This window comes from Cryobacterium sp. Hh7, from assembly GCF_004403155.1.
In the GTDB taxonomy this organism is placed as follows: Bacteria; Actinomycetota; Actinomycetes; order Actinomycetales; family Microbacteriaceae; genus Cryobacterium; species Cryobacterium levicorallinum.
This window is the reverse complement of record NZ_SOHG01000014.1, coordinates 103,387-118,254: the sequence shown is the minus strand read 5'-3', so window position 1 is coordinate 118,254 and position 14,868 is coordinate 103,387. Positions and strand designations below refer to the sequence as shown.

The 14,868-nt window shown below is 63.7% G+C and carries 14 protein-coding genes; 2 read left to right on the top strand and 12 right to left on the bottom strand.

Annotated elements, in window-relative coordinates; genetic code table 11:
• Window position 1 precedes the first annotated feature (1 nt).
• Window positions 2-958 carry an SDR family NAD(P)-dependent oxidoreductase gene (locus E3T43_RS03815; protein ID WP_134471395.1) on the bottom strand — a complete coding sequence of 319 codons (957 nt, stop codon included), beginning with the start codon at window positions 956-958 and terminating at the stop codon, window positions 2-4.
• A gap of 104 nt (window positions 959-1,062) precedes the next feature.
• On the opposite strand from E3T43_RS03815, the gene E3T43_RS03810 reads away from it, so the two are divergent.
• Both E3T43_RS03810 and E3T43_RS03805 read left to right on the top strand, forming a co-directional pair.
• Window positions 1,063-1,599, top strand: a complete 537-nt coding sequence (locus tag E3T43_RS03810; protein WP_241978796.1) for a MarR family winged helix-turn-helix transcriptional regulator — start codon at window positions 1,063-1,065, stop codon at window positions 1,597-1,599.
• 63 nt (window positions 1,600-1,662) lie between these two features.
• Window positions 1,663-2,856 (top strand): MFS transporter, encoded by a 1,194-nt coding sequence (locus E3T43_RS03805; protein ID WP_166791226.1) that lies wholly within the window; start codon window positions 1,663-1,665, stop codon window positions 2,854-2,856.
• Window positions 2,857-2,869: 13 nt separating this feature from the next.
• On the opposite strand, the gene E3T43_RS03800 is transcribed toward E3T43_RS03805, so the two are convergent.
• The 11 genes from E3T43_RS03800 to E3T43_RS03750 all read right to left on the bottom strand — a co-directional run bounded on the left by E3T43_RS03800 (window position 2,870) and on the right by E3T43_RS03750 (window position 14,853).
• The gene (locus E3T43_RS03800) at window positions 2,870-3,943 is read right to left on the bottom strand and encodes an ABC transporter ATP-binding protein (RefSeq protein ID WP_241978795.1); all 1,074 of its coding nucleotides are present in this window, start codon (window positions 3,941-3,943) and stop codon (window positions 2,870-2,872) included.
• On the bottom strand, window positions 3,943-5,040 hold the full coding sequence (locus E3T43_RS03795) for an ABC transporter ATP-binding protein (RefSeq protein WP_198414305.1): 1,098 nt from the start codon (window positions 5,038-5,040) through the stop codon (window positions 3,943-3,945). The genes E3T43_RS03800 and E3T43_RS03795 overlap by 1 nt, the downstream gene beginning before the upstream one ends.
• Entirely contained in the window at window positions 5,037-5,912 is an 876-nt protein-coding gene (locus tag E3T43_RS03790; RefSeq protein ID WP_134471393.1) for an ABC transporter permease, read from the bottom strand. The genes E3T43_RS03795 and E3T43_RS03790 overlap by 4 nt, the downstream gene beginning before the upstream one ends.
• Entirely contained in the window at window positions 5,899-6,930 is a 1,032-nt protein-coding gene (locus E3T43_RS03785; protein WP_134471392.1) for an ABC transporter permease, read from the bottom strand. Before E3T43_RS03785 ends, E3T43_RS03790 begins: the two co-directional genes overlap by 14 nt.
• A complete protein-coding gene (locus E3T43_RS03780) occupies window positions 6,927-8,708 on the bottom strand; it encodes an ABC transporter substrate-binding protein (RefSeq protein ID WP_134471391.1) in 1,782 nt (593 codons plus the stop codon). The genes E3T43_RS03785 and E3T43_RS03780 overlap by 4 nt, the downstream gene beginning before the upstream one ends.
• 225 nt (window positions 8,709-8,933) lie before the next feature.
• Window positions 8,934-9,983 (bottom strand): amidohydrolase family protein, encoded by a 1,050-nt coding sequence (locus E3T43_RS03775; RefSeq protein WP_134471390.1) that lies wholly within the window; start codon window positions 9,981-9,983, stop codon window positions 8,934-8,936.
• A gap of 19 nt (window positions 9,984-10,002) precedes the next feature.
• Window positions 10,003-11,109, bottom strand: coding sequence for a zinc-binding dehydrogenase (locus tag E3T43_RS03770; RefSeq protein ID WP_134471389.1), 1,107 nt, complete (start codon window positions 11,107-11,109; stop codon window positions 10,003-10,005).
• A gap of 32 nt (window positions 11,110-11,141) precedes the next feature.
• Entirely contained in the window at window positions 11,142-12,005 is an 864-nt protein-coding gene (locus tag E3T43_RS03765) for an SDR family NAD(P)-dependent oxidoreductase (RefSeq protein WP_198414304.1), read from the bottom strand.
• Window positions 12,002-13,084 carry a hypothetical protein gene (locus E3T43_RS03760; protein ID WP_134471388.1) on the bottom strand — a complete coding sequence of 361 codons (1,083 nt, stop codon included), beginning with the start codon at window positions 13,082-13,084 and terminating at the stop codon, window positions 12,002-12,004. The genes E3T43_RS03765 and E3T43_RS03760 overlap by 4 nt, the downstream gene beginning before the upstream one ends.
• Window positions 13,081-13,635, bottom strand: a complete 555-nt coding sequence (locus tag E3T43_RS03755; protein ID WP_134471387.1) for a UGSC family (seleno)protein — start codon at window positions 13,633-13,635, stop codon at window positions 13,081-13,083. The genes E3T43_RS03760 and E3T43_RS03755 overlap by 4 nt, the downstream gene beginning before the upstream one ends.
• Window positions 13,636-13,731: 96 nt before the next feature.
• A complete protein-coding gene (locus E3T43_RS03750) occupies window positions 13,732-14,853 on the bottom strand; it encodes an NDMA-dependent alcohol dehydrogenase (protein ID WP_134471386.1) in 1,122 nt (373 codons plus the stop codon).
• Window positions 14,854-14,868: the final 15 nt, after the last annotated feature.

The window sequence follows — 14,868 nt, the reverse complement described above, 5'->3', positions numbered from 1 at the left end:
ACTATTTCGCGACGGGCTGCAGTTCGGCGGGCAGCTCCGGCAGTTTCTCGCCGACGCTTTGCAGCTTGTCGCCGAACAGGGAGGTGAAGTCTTCGCTGAGGGTCTCGACGGTCCAGCCGCCGGTTTCGAATGCGGTCGCAACGACCTCGGGGTGCGACCAGAGCTGCACGCGGTCGCCGCCCGAGCCGATGACCTGGCCGGTGATGCCGGCCGCCGCGTCGGAGGCGAGAAAGCCGACAACCCCGGCGACGTCCTGCGCCGTACCGTAGCCGAGCACCCGGCGGGCGAAGGGCGGCATGGTCTCGCCGCGAGCGGCAGCGTCGTTGAAGGCTTTGAAGAACGGAACGGTGTCGGTCATCGCGGTCGCCGCGACGGGAACGACAGCGTTGACGGTGACGTTGGCGCGGGCCAGTTCCATCGCCCAGGTGCGCACCATGCCGGCGATGCCGGCCTTGGCTGCTGCGTAGTTGGTCTGGCCGAAGTTGCCGCGCTGGCCGGTGGGCGAGCCGATGCAGATGACGCGGCCGCCCTCGCCCTGCTCGCGAAAGCGGATGGCCGCCTCCCGCACGCAGGTGAAGGTGCCGCGCAGGTGCACGTTGATGACGGTGTCGAAGTCGTCGTCGGTCATCTTCCAGAGCACGGTGTCGCGCAGCACCCCAGCGTTGGTGACGAGAATGTCGAGGCGGCCGAAGCTGTCGACGGCCTGGGCGACGAGCAGCTGCGCGGTGGCGGTCGAACCGACCGGTGCGACGACGGCGACGGCCTGACCGCCTGCGCTGGCGATGCTCGCGACAGCGTCGTCGGCGATCAGCTGGTCGACATCGTTGATCACAACGGATGCCCCCTGCCGCGCCAATTCCTGCGCGTACGCCAGGCCGAGTCCGCGGCCACTGCCCGTCACGATGGCTACTTTGCCGGTCAATGCCGTGCCGGTCACCGTCTTGCTGGTCAACGTCATTGTCACTCCTCACTTGCGTGGCATCAATGCCACCGGTCGATCCCTTAAGGCCAATGAAAACCTATATCGTTGAAAATGTCAACTAATCGGGTAGGGTTTATTCTATGAAAATGACAGAGTCCGTTCCGGCCGTGGACGGGTCCACGGCTCCCAGTGCCGCGAGCGCTGACGGCAGCTCCGCAACGCGAGCGATCCCCCTCACCGACCGCCTGCGCGACACCGATCTGGCCAACGAGATCGAGTTCATGACCGCCCGGGCCCGCTCGATCGGTTCCGCTCGAGCCAACGCCATGCTCGCTGAGCTCGATCTGCGCGTGCGATCGTATTCGGTATTATCTCTGGCCTGCAGCGGGCAGAACCCCTCCCAGCGGGAGCTCGCCGGATTTCTCAGTCTCGACCCCAGCCAAATCGTGGCGCTGGTCGACCACCTGGAAAATCGCGGCGCGGTCACCCGCGAGCAGGACGCACGCGACCGCCGGTCCAAGGTGATCGTCGCCACCCCGGCCGGCCGGGACCTCTATCAGAGGGCGGGCGCAATCATCCGCGCAGCAGAGGACCGTTCGCTGCGGGGCCTCAGCCCCGCCGAACGGGAGCAACTGCGCTCCCTGCTACGCCGCGTTGCCTTCGAGCCGACCCCCTGACCCGCGTGGTGCGCTACGGTTCTTGTGCATGAGAGCCATTTTTGTCACCGTGCCTGGCCGGTCGTGACCCGAACTGACCGCCGACTGTCCTGGAAACTGTGGACAGCCATCGGGACCGTGCTGATCGCCCTGAATTTTCGGCCGGCGGTGGTCGCAGTTTCACCGCTGCTGGATCAAATCGGCCCCGGAGCCGGCTTGTCCACCTCGGCTGCCGGACTCCTGCTGACCCTGCCGGTGCTGTGTTTCGGACTGCTGGGTCCCACCGCCCCGGCTCTTGCGCGTCGGTTCGGAATAGAGCGAACTCTAGGCGGTGTGCTGCTCGCGGTGCTCGTGGGATCGGCGCTCCGGCTGATCCCGACGGTCCCCGCGCTGTTCGCCGGCACCATCATGATCGGGGCGGGGATCGCGGTCGGCAACATCCTGCTGCCTGTGCTGATCAAACGCGATTTCCCGCATTCGATCGGCCTGATGTCCGGCCTGTATACGTTGTCGATCACGGGAGGAGCCGCCCTCGCGGCGGGAATCACCGTGCCGATCGCCCGTGCCGCTGGGCTGTCCTGGAATGCCGCGCTGGGCGGCTGGGGGCTTCTGGCGCTCGTCGGCTTGCTCGTTCTCATTCCTGGTATGCGACGGGCTCATCCTCGGGTGGCGCGAGCCGAACCGGGCACAATCCTGCCGGTGCGGATTCGACTGATGCAGGATCGGATGGCATGGCTGGTGACCGTCTTCTTCGGTCTGCAGGCACTCAACTTCTACTCGATGACGGCGTGGCTACCCACAATGCTCATCGCTCGCGGTTTCGATGCCACCGCAGCCGGGTTGCTACTCTCCCTCAACAGCCTTGCCTCGATCATTCCGGCCATGTTGACCCCGGTGCTCGTCGCGCGAGTGAACCGGCAATCTTTCGTGGCGGTCGCACTGGGCGCAATCTATGTCGTTGCCCTGCTCGGCCTCATCCTCGCGCCGACCGCGGCACCACTGTGGGTCTGCCTGCTCGGCGTGGCGCAGGGCGCAACGCTCGGTCTCGCGCTCACTCTGATCCTGGTGCGCTCACCCGATACGCATCATGCTGCGCAGCTGTCGGGAATGGCACAAAGCTGGGGCTACACGATAGCGGCCGTGGGGCCCCTGCTGCTTGGGGCCCTCTTTGAGGTGACTCAGGACTGGGTGGTTCCGCTGGTGTTCCTGGCCTTGTTGATACTCCCCCAAACCGCAACCGGATACCGTGCCGGGCGTCCGAGCATGGTGGGTGCGTAGGGACAGTGCGGCCTCAGGCGTGTTGAGAATCGACGCGCTCCGCAGCACTCCGGAACATGCCCTCAAGCGGAAAGTGGCAGGCGACTGAGTGTCCAGCCTGGTTCTCAGTCAGCGCCGGCTTCACCTGCGCGCAGATGTCCTGCGCGAGCGGGCACCGAGTGCGAAAACGACAGCCGCTGGGCGGGTCGAGGGGTGAGGGCGTTTCGCCCTCCAGCGCGACGGGCCGTTGGGCGACACCGGTTTCCGGGTCGAGGATCGGGATCGAGTCCAGAAGCATCCGCGTATACGGATGCCGGGGGGCCCGGTAGAGCTGCTCCGACGGCCCGATCTCGACGAGCTGTCCCAGATACATGACCGCGACCCGGTCGCTCACCTGTTTCACCGTCGCCAGGTTGTGGGCGATGAACAGGTATGACAACCCGAGTTCGGCGCGCAGCTTCTCAAAAAGGTTGATCACCTGCGCCTGGATCAGCACGTCCAGCGAGGAGATCGCCTCATCACAGACAATGATCTTCGGGTTCAGCGCGATCGCTCGGGCGATCGCGACGCGTTGAGCCTGGCCGCCGGACAACTCCATCGGTCGGCGGCGCAGGAAGACGTCGGGATTCAGACCGACCATGTCGAGGAGGTCGCGCACGCGCGCCCGCCGATCGGTGCTGTTCATGCGGGTGTAGCCCAGCAGCGGCTCCGCCACCACATCCTCGATACGCCACCGGGGGTTCAGCGATCCGAAGGGGTCCTGATAAACCATCTGTATGTTGGCGCGGATCTTTTTCAGCTGGCGTTTAGACATCCCGACCATGTTTTGGTCCTGAAAAACGACCTCGCCTGATCGTGGGCGATCAAGCTGAATGATGGAACGAGCCAGGGTGGTCTTGCCCGAGCCCGTTTCACCCACGATTCCGAGGGTCTCCCCCGGCAGGAGGTCAAACGACACGTCCGATACGGCGTGCACGACACCGGTTTTGATACCGCCCGGCCCCCGGCTCACGAACTCCTGAACCAGGTTGCGAACTCGGAGCAGCGGCTCAGCCTGCGTCGCGGTCGTCGTGCTCGTCGTAGTCGTCATCGGCTCCGTGCCACTCATTAGATGTCCTCACTGTTCTTCGTCGCACCGATGGTGAGCTCGACCGGTGCAGTTCTCGCGGCGTCACGGGGGTTCCAGCACGCATGCACGTGCCCCGGATCGGACATCTCCAACGGCGGCTCGTGCACTGCGCACACGTCGCTGGCGTTGTCACAGCGCGCTCGGAAGGCACAGCCCAGCGGCAGCTCACTGAGGTTCGGCGGTTCGCCGCCGATGGTTATCAACGGAGTGTGGGACGGCATACCCAACTGCGGAATGGCCGCCATGAGCGCCTCAGTATACGGATGGCGGACCGAACGGAACAGGCTCTGGGTCGGCGCGTACTCGACGACCTTGCCGCCGTACATCACCATCACATCGTCGGCGTAGTTGGCCGCGAGCGCCAGGTCGTGGCTGATCATGACCACTGCGGTGCCGAGACGCTCCTGCAGATCGACGAGCAGTTCCATGATCTGCGCCTGCGTGGTCACGTCCAGCGCGGTCGTCGCTTCGTCAGCGATGAGCACCTTCGGGTTTGCCGCGAGGGCGATCGCAATCATGACACGCTGACGCATTCCGCCGGACAGCTGGTGAGGATACTCGTGATATCGACGTTCTGCCGCGGGCAACCGCACCAGCTTCAGGAGTTCCACGGCTCGATCCGCGACTTCCTTGCGACCGATCTTGAGGTGCATACGCACCGCTTCGCCGATCTGCGCTCCCACGCTCATCGTCGGGTTCAGCGATCGCGCTGGATCCTGGAACACCATCGCGATGTCATTACCGCGGATCTGACGCATGGCCTTCTCATTCATGCCGATCAGCTCAGTGCCGAGGAGCTTCGCCGAGCCGGATATGAAGGCGCTCGGCGGCAGCAGCCCCATCAGGGCGCGCACACTCACCGACTTACCCGACCCGGACTCGCCGATGATCGCCAGTGTGCGCCCCGCGCGTACTTCGTAGGACAGCCCATTGACGGCGTGCACCATCGATCCGCCACCTCGGGCAAAAGTCACCCGCAGATCACTCACCTGGAGGAGCGCCTGCGAACCCGCGCCGCCGGGCACCGTCACGTCGGCCATCGTTTCCATCGTGTCCCCTGCAGTCATCACATTCATCGCCCACTCATCTCGTCTCTGAGGTTCTCACCGAGCAGGTTGAAGCTGAGTACTGTCAGCAGCAGGGCGAGGCTCGGCCACAGCACCTGCAGCGGCGTCGCCGACAGGGCTTGCTGCCCATTGAAGATCATGTTTCCCCAGCTCGGATTGGGTACCGGAATTCCAAGGCCCAGGAAGCTCAGTCCGCCCTCGGCCACGATGATGATGCCCATGCCCAGCATCAGGAAGCTCAGCAGCTGCGGTGCGATGTTCGGCGCGATGTGGCGCAACAGCACGCGCCACGCCGGGCTTCCGCTCAACTCCGCGGCCTGGATGAACGGCATGCTGGTTACTCGGAGCGTTGCCGCGCGCGCCATTCGAGCGACCGCCGGAATGCTGAATGCGATGAGCGCCAGGATGGTGGTCGGAATACTCGGACCGAGCCCCTGCGCGATCACGATGATCAGAACGAGCGAGGGGAAAGCAATCAAGATGTCGAGCGCACGCATGATGATCGCATCGATCACACCACCGGCGTAGGCGGAAATGGCTCCGATCGTGCCGCCGATCACCAAACCAATGGCGTTCACCGTAATCGCGACGAACAGGGAGGAGCGCCCCCCATGGATAAGTCGCGACAGGATGTCGTTACCATCGGTATCTGTTCCCAGTGGATGTCCAGGCGAGCCGGGAGGAAGCGCGCTGTCGAGAACGCTCCCGCCGATCGGAGCCGGAATCGGCAAGACATAGGGACCGAGCATACAAATTGCCATGAGCAGGAAGAGGAATCCCACCGGACCCCAGATCTTGAGCCGGTGCCGGATTTCAGCGGACCGCATCCCCGACACCGTCGTCAGCTTGGGGGTGGCCGTGAGTAGATCAGTGACTGCCATAGCGAATCCTTGGATCGAGAACGGCGTACATCAAGTCGACGACGAGGTTGGCCCCGACGGCAACGGCAGCGAAGATGATGACGCAGACCAGCACCACCGGGCTGTCGCCCGACAGCGCGCCCTGCAACAGCATGACTCCGAGACCCGGCATGGCGAAGATCTGCTCGATGATCACCGTGCCACCCACCAGCCCACCAACATTCAGACCGACGATGGTGAGCATCCCGAACGACGAGTTGCGAAACGCGTGCTGCCAGAGCACCCGCCACGGGCCGGCGCCCTTGGACCGCGCTGTTTCCACGTAGTCTTCAGAATTCATGACCTCCACCAGGTCTCCGCGGAGAAATCTGGTGTAGAAGGCGACGAGCGGGGTAGCAAGGGCCGCCACGGGGAGCGCTACCGAGACCAGGTTCGGAATGATCCCCTCGCTCAGCGGTACGTATCCGATCGCCGGGAGCATCCGAAGCAGGACGGCAAAAACCACGACCAGCAGAAGCGCGAGCACGTAGTTCGGGAGGGCGAGCAGGATCATCGAGATGACCATGACGACCCGGTCGAAGAAGCCGCCGGGCTTGCGGGCCGCGAGAACCGCGACCGGAAGGGCGATCGCCAGGGAAATCACGAAGGCCAGCAGCACCAGCTCCATCGTGACCGGAAGCCGCTCGGCGACCAGGGTACTGATCGGCTGCCCGCTGATCAGCGAATTGCCGAAGTCCCCGCGAAAAACTGCGAACAGCCAGGTGAGATAACGGGTGATGGGCGGCTGGTCCAGCCCCAGCTGACGCCGTAGGTCCTCGACCTGTTCGTCGCTGGCCCCCATGCCCGCCTGGTTGCGGGCAACATCACCGGGCATCGCAGCCAGCAACGCAAATACGATGGCACTGATCACCCAGACGATCAGGACGGAAACGAGCAGCCGCCTGGTCACCAGCCGGATCAGCGGCGAGCCGGTCACCCGGCCGAGGAACGTTGAACGCTCCTCGACCAGGGCTTCCGGACTCACTGTGGAAGAAGTCATCCCTCAACCCAGACCTGGTCGTAAAGCACGCCCATTCTGACGGCGAGCGCGGGGATCTTCGTTGTCAGTCCGGGACCGTGAACACCCTTGCGGACGACCTGTGCATCCGAAAAAGCGAATCCGAACGGCGCGAGCGCCTCATCCGAGATGTACTTCGCGATCTCCTGGTACAGCGTGTTGCGCTTCTCCTCGTCGAGCGTGCCGATCGCATCAGCGAGCAGGTCGTCGAGAGGCGTCGTCAGCTGTTGCGCGAGGGCATCCTGCGCGTTCGTAGCACCGGCTGGCAGCGCGGTCCCACTGAAGGGCGAGGTCGAACCGAAGCGTACGCCGACCCCGATGCCCGTCGAGGGATCCCACGCACCGGCGGTCTGCAGCATGGCATCCCAGTCACCACTGATGAACGTGCTGATGACATCACCGAGAGCCTGGTTCTTCAGCTCCACCTCGATGCCGGCCTCCTGCCACTGAGTCTGCAACGCCGTGTTCACCACCGGTGCAACACCGGTGTTGGTCGTTCCCAACACCACCGTCAGCCCGCCCATCTCTTCGACGAGAGCCTTGGCCTTGTCGAGGTCGAAGGCGCGGTAACCGGGAACCTCGGGTTCGTAGAAGAGGCCCGCCGATGCGGTGAACGACTGGCTGGGTTCGCCAGCACCCTTGAACACACCCTGGTTGATGGCATCCCAATCGGTGGCGTAGTACACGGCTTCGCGCGCCTTCAGGTTGTCGAACGGCGCGATCCGTGTGTTGAGCTGGACCACGTACGGCGAGGTCATCGGCGCTTCCGTGACGACCAGGTCGGCGTTGGTCTTGGCCGTTTCGGCCAGCGACACGGTACTCAAACCTTCGATAACGTCGGCTTGGCCCGCCAGCAGCGTCTGGTATGCGACCTGATCACCGGTGGTCGTTTGAAAGGTGAGCCCGTCAAGGTAGGGCAGCCCTTCCATGAAGTAGCTCGGGTTGCGCTCGAGAACAAGCTTCTGACTCAACGCCGTACTGACCACGGTGAAGGGACCAGCACCGACGGGCGACACCTTGAATTCTGCGGCGCCGAGTTTCTCGAACGCCGTCGGCGAGGCGATCCAATTGAGGTTGGTGCCGGGCAGGCCGTTGATGAAGGTGGCGTTGATGGCGCTGAAGTTCACCTCGACGGTCAGATCGTCCAATGCGCGGATGGCGCCAAGTTCCCGCTCGACCTTGGCCGGGTCGTAGTTTTCCGGCAGGGCGCCGATGATGCTCGCCCGGAGCTCATCGCCGATCTCCGGCTGAAGGTCGCGGTTCAGCACGATATTCGTCGGAGTGGACGTGGAATTGGAGTTCAGGTCGCGGATCCAGTTCCAGACAACGGCGTCGGCATTGACGGGGGTGCCATCGCTGAACGTGATGCCATCGCGCAATTTCATAGTGAGTGTGAGGCTGTCCTCAGAGAACTCGAAGCTTTCGGCCTGGTTGGGATCGATCCGGCCGTTCTGGCCGTCCTCGTCGGAGTTGAGTACGAACAGTCCGCCGAAAATTGCGGAGTTCTGGGACAGGTTCGCGCCGATGGTGTTACTGGTTGCCGGGTCAAGCCCCGTCGCGTAACCGCCGGAGAAGCCACCGTCCAGCAGAACGGTGAGGGATCCACCGCTCTGCGGGGTGCCATCGCTGGCCGCCCCTGTGGTTGGGTTCGGTGCCGAGGCGGACGTGCAGCCGGTGGCTGCAAGTCCGAAACTCACGAGCAACGCCAGCGTACCGACCAGCTTCTTTGCTGTTCGCCCTGCTTTCACGTGTTTTGTCATGTCATGTTCCCTTGGCTTAAAACAAATGGTGGGGTCCGTACAGAAGTCTCGAGTTTCTCTCGGCTCTGCAATCACCGGACTGCTTGGAGTCTTGCGGAATCAAAAGCATCCATCCACGGAACTTCCACGGGACGAAAGGGTGGTTATCGCGGAGACTTTGACGTCACGGTTCAGCCCCTGGATGCGGTCTCCCTGGTACCGAAACCTGGTCGGGTTCCGGCAGAATCAGAAAGCTAACGGTCGTGCACCGGACGAGAGGGCGCGCGTGACTTCCGCCTCTGGGTCCATCCCCAGCCAACGGAAAGCGTTGCGCCAGCTGATGTCCTCCCACTCCGTTTCGGGCAAATCCATGGTCATCAGAGTCTTCGCCACGGGCTCCTCGCGCAGCATCGCGGGAAAGTCAGAACCCACGAGGAGCCGGTCGGCCCCGAGGAGATCGATGAGATAGCGAATCGTGCGCCGGTCGAAGACCATCGAGTCATAGTAGAAGCGTCGGGCATACTCGAGCGGCGACGGGCCATCGGTCGGCATGACTGCCCGCTCCAAGTCCCGCGGCTCCTCGTTCCACGAGCCGCCCCAGAAGTAATTCGCCCGTGGCAGCATCATTGCCAGTCCGCCCGCAGCGTGGCTGAATGAGATGCGCAGGTCCGGACAGGCCGCAGCCGTACCGCCGAGGATCATCGATGCAGCCGCGTACATACCTTCGATGCCAACGACATATGTTCCCATAGCCGCGGCAGGCAACCGCTCCATCAGGGAGGGCATGGCATGTACGAAGACAGCGATACCGAGCCGCTCAGCCTCTTGAAAGAAGGGCAGGAACTTTTCATGGCCGATCGAACTGCCGAGCACATTGGAAGCGATTTCCACTCCCGAAAGTCCCATTTTCTTGATCTGCGCCAGTTCAGCCGTTGCAGCATCCGGATCCTGCAGCGGGACCATGCCGAGACCGATCAGTCGATCGGGATCGTACGAACAGAGTTCGGCCGCGAATTCGTTGACGTGACGTGCAAATGCGAGACCGTCGGATTTCGGCAGGTCGTAGCGAAGCAGCGGGGGCATCGGGCTGACGACCTCCACGTCGACGCCGGAGGAGTCCATCGCTTCGACCCGCCGCTCGGCTTGGAAGAAGACCTCCTTCGCCGGAAAACGCATCTGGTCGAAAACCAGAAGCCGGTCTGACTTACCTTCCATGGGCTCCATGTGGGGAAAACACTCCGGCGCATCGGCCGGGTAATCCTTGGGGAGCAGATGGGCGTGGGCGTCGACAATCACAGTGGGACCTCTTCTTGCGTTAGGCAAAACTCGGGTGGACGGAGACATGGATTGCAGACTTGTCATCGGTCTCCCCCGCCAGCGTTTCGATCGCGAGGGCCACCTCATCCAGGCCGAAGGTGTGCGTGTGGAGCTTCTCGAGGGGAAACCGCCCAGACTCGATGAGTTCGATGGCCTTCTCATTGGCCGTCGCATCCACTCCAAAAGCGCCCTTCACCGTGAGCGCCCGGTTGATGATGAGGTCAGTCTTGATCGGAATCTCTCTCCCGCCTTTCAGGCCGGCCAACACGACGCGACCGCCGTGTCGGACCGCGTTGAAGGCATCCGTTATGGGCGCGCCGGCCATCGGGGTGACGTCGAGTGCAACATCCGCCATCTTGCCGTCGGTTATTTCGCGGACCGCCTCGACGATGTCCCGACCGTCGTCGCCGTCGACGACGATCGTGTGATCCGCCCCCATCTCGCGGGCGACCGCGAGCTTGTGAACGTCGGATGCCAGGCCGGTGATTATGACATTGGCTGCGCCAGCAGCCTTGGCCGCAATGACCGCGGCGATTCCCCGCTGGCCGGCTCCGAGGACCAGGAACGTGTCACCGAGGCCGACCTCGCCGAGGTCGACCGCCCAGCGCACACCCGCCCCGAGCGGGTTGAACATGGCCGCTATTTCCACGGGGATGGTCTTGTCGATCTTGTGCATCACGGCGTTCGGGGTGAGGTAGAGATGCTCCGCGAACCCGCCCCAGAGGCTCGGTTCAACATCGATCCCGGTCACACCAAAACCGTATTTGCGTGAACGGCAGGCTTGGTAGCGGCCGGTGAGGCAGTCGGCGCAGGCACGGCAGGGCACGATCACTTCGAGTGCGACTCGATCGCCGACCTGCACGCCCCAACGCTCGGCCGCTTCGTCACCGAGCTCCTCGATGATTCCCATCGGCTCGTGTCCAGGAATGAACGCATTTCGGTTCATTGCCATCTCGCCGCGGTAGATCTCAATGTCGCTGCCACAGATACCGTTCGCTTCGACCCGAAGCAGCCCGTCATTGGCGCCGGTCTTCGGTCGTGCAAACTCGCGCATTTCAATTTGGCGGGGGCCCACCTGGACCGCCGCGCGAACCGTTTTCGTCATTGGTCACTCGTTTCTGTGAGAAATATCGACACTTAAAGGATCGCCATGGCGCTCTTGGGCACCGCGGTGATCGGCGGGCCCGCTGGGTAGTCGGCCCGTGGACCACCGTCGACGGCCAGAATCTGACCGGTGATCCACCGCGCCTGCTCACTGAGCAGGAAGAGTGCGGCGTGGGCTATGTCCCACGGCGAGCCTTCCTGTTTGAGGGTTGTGGCAAGACGTCTCGGTTCCCGAAACTTCTCATCCATGTTCGCTGCCGCGAAGGACCCCCAGATTGCGCCAACCTCAATGCAGTTGACACGGATGCCCTGGGGCCCGAGTGTGGCCGCTGCCCCCTCGGTGAGGTTTTCCAGGCCGGCCTTGGAGACGCAGTACGGCATTCCCGGTCCCCGCGCGCGCACCCCGACCGACGAGATGTTCACGATCGCGCTCCCGGGCGGCAGCACTGGTACGGCATGCCGGGTGACGGACCAGGCCGACTTCAGGTTGATGTCGAGCAGCTGATCGAATCTTTCCGGGGTGACCTCGAAGATGCCGACACGGTCACCGCTGGCCACGTTATTGACGAGGGTGTCCAGTACGCCGAAATGACCAACGACTTCCTCGATCACCCGTTCGCACTCGCGGTCGTCGGTCACGTCAGCAATCACCGCCACGGCCTCACCGCCGGCAGCCCGGATACGATCGACGGTCAGCTGCGCGGCTTCCGCTGAGCGATCCAACACCGCGACGCGCGCGCCGTTGGCGGCCAGCAGCCGTGCGATCGCGTAGCCGACTCCCGGAAGTTCGCCGTTCTGCCCACCGCCGGTGACGAGAGCGGTTCGGCCCGACATCCGCTGGAGGAAATCGTTTGAGAGCGGGTCGTCGAGCGGGTCTGGCTGGCGTGTTTCGGTCATGCGGACTTCTCCTCGGCGAGCATTGGTGCCGCTGATGCGGCGATCGGAACTGACGACCCCGACCAGTCGGCAAAGTAACGAACAACCATGCTGATCCCCGCGTTGCGTGCTCCCGCGACGGCGATCAGCATGGTCGTCGGGTCTGCGCTTCGCATCGTGGGCTGGAACTCGTCGGAACGAGCGTTGTCGCCGGGGGAACGAGCACCCATGTCCGGAGCGAAGTCCTTACCCGCACGGGCGAGCTGGCCCGTGGTCCGCCCGGAATGCTCACTGAGCCAGGCCGCAACGTCGGCCCGGCTATAGCCAGCGCCCGCCAGGAGTTGTGCATGCTCCGGGCAGAACACGACGCCCACCCCCGCGTACTTGAACAACAACGCACCGGAGCGGCCAATTGTGTCGGCGAAATCGCCCAGCAGCTGCTCTGCATTCGATGTATTGCGGTTGTCGACAAACTCGGAGGTGCGCAACAGCACACTCGTAACAGCGTTGCCGGCAACACCCAGCTCTTCGGCCAGAGGAAGCCAGGGACTCTCTTCTTCGTTTTCGCCGATACAGACGGACCACCGACCGGGAAGCCCCTGCGTCGCCTGCCCAAGCTCGTGGGGCTTCACTCCGAACACGTTGCGCACGATGAGTCCAATGGCACGAGAAACCGTCGCGTTGGCGCGAAATCCCGGACCGAAAGCGTCACCGGTGCTGTTGAAGCCGAGTTCGTGGCGGATCGGCCCGTTGACGATGATGAGCGGGGAGGGTCCGCTGGTGGATTGCCAGCCGCCGCTGCCGGTCGTGCGCTCACGCATGAGCGCCTCCCACGCGGCCAGCACGACGGGGAAGTATTCCGGTTTGCAGCCCGCCATCGCAGCGTTGATCGCAGCCAGTTCGATGGTGACGGACCGGTCGACCTGCGGCATGTGTCCGATCACTTCGTCGGCCGGGCGGGCCGTCGTCGCGAGGAACCGGTCCACCAGGTGGCGGGTCGCCGGCACGACCGGCAATCCGTCGGACCAGCCCTGTTCGTAGCAGTGCTCGACGACGCGCTGCGCAGCATCCGGATCGAGGGTCAGGGACGCGGCGCTCATGCCGCAGACCCGACGGTGAGGGTCGCGACGATTTCCGGCAGCACCTGCCGCGCGCGTTCCCGCACCTGATCGGTGTCGAGCACCGCAAAGGGATGCTCGGTGGTGATCCACTCATACTCCGGCGCGCCCTGCACTGTTGCCATCATTCGGCCCGTCGTCAGGAACGCCGACGTCAGGACCACCGCAGCGGGGAGTCCGGCCCGCTCAAAGTTGATGCCGTCGGCCACTGCGGCCGCACTGCACGACCCGCAGTCCCCGACACCCGTGATCACCACATCGCAGCTGTCCTGATACCGCGCGACGATCTCTTCGTCGACCGGAATCGAGAAGCTTCGTTTGGTTTCAATAATGCTGACGTCCGCGGCGCCGTATTCAGACACGAGGAGCGAGCCCAGTTCCTCGAGCAGGAGCATCGCATTGTGCTTGGTGTTGTCGAGAAGCCCGATATGTGCGCCGACGAGGTCAGCCGGCCGGGCGGCGAGCCTCGTCATCAAGGCGCTTGCGTCTGATTCATCCGCCCTGCCGGTCGGGTCGAGAATTGCGTTCACCACTGTCGTTGTCCCTTCAAATTTCTCTTGATCTTTGCCGCGGAGAACCATGGCCGCCCGCGCTGTTGTACTGAATAGCGTTGCTGCTACGGCCCGGGCCTAAAGGTCGTGAATGATGACACCGCGAATGTTTTTTCCCTCCACGAGGTCGGAGTAGGCCTCATTGACCTCGTCCAGCGCGTAGGTTCGTGTGACCAATTCATCGAGCTTGAGGTCGCCGGAGTCATACAGACGAAGCAGCCGCGGGATGTCGTAGAGCGGGTTGCAGTCACCGAAGAGCGCACCCCGGATCTGCCGCTGGTAGCCGATGAGCAGGCCGGCAGGCAGGCGGACCGCCTTCTCGTTCTGGTGCCCGACGCCGGTGATGGTTACTTTGCCGCCCTTGCCGGTCATGCCGACGGCAGCGAAGACCATCTCCTCGGTCACCGCATCCGGGGTCAAGATGACGTGGTCCGCAAGCTGCCCCCAGGTCGTGTCGACGACAAAGTCGTGCGCTTCCTGGGCAGTCGCGAAGGCCTGGCTGGAGCCAAAGATTTTTGAACTCTCGCGCTTGAATTCCACCGGGTCGACCACGATGACGTCTTTGGCCCCCGCAAATCGCGCGCCCTGCACGGCATTGCTACCGACGCCACCAGCACCGAAGACCACGACCGTATCTCCCGCCTTGACTCCGGCCGCGTACACCGCTGATCCCCATCCGGTCGGCACTCCACAGCCGATGAGCGAGGCGATTTTGAAGGGGATGTGATCGGGCAGCGGGACGACTGCCCACTCCGAGACCACTGCGTATTGGGAGAAGGTACCGAGCGAGCAGAAGCCGCCGAAGTCTTCCCCATCCTTGTGAAAGCGGTACGTCCCGTCGAGGAACATGCCCGTTCCGGCGTTGAGGCCCTTGACGCACATATTCTGGTGCCCGGTCGAGCAGGGCCGACAGGACCCGCACGCCGGAATGTAGGTGCACACCACGCGGTCTCCGACCTTTACCCGCCGAACGTTTGCGCCGACGGATTCCACGATGCCGGCACCTTCGTGCCCGCCGACCATCGGGAGGCGGACGGGGGCGTCACCCGTCGTGATGTGATGATCTGAGTGACACAGCCCCGAGGCTGCGAACTTGATCCGCACCTCGTGCTCTTGGGGGTCGTCAAGCTGAAGTTCAGTGATTTCCCAACCCAGCTGGGGGGCGCGCGCAACGGCGGCGCGGGTGGTTATCGTTGCCATATGATCCTGCTCCTT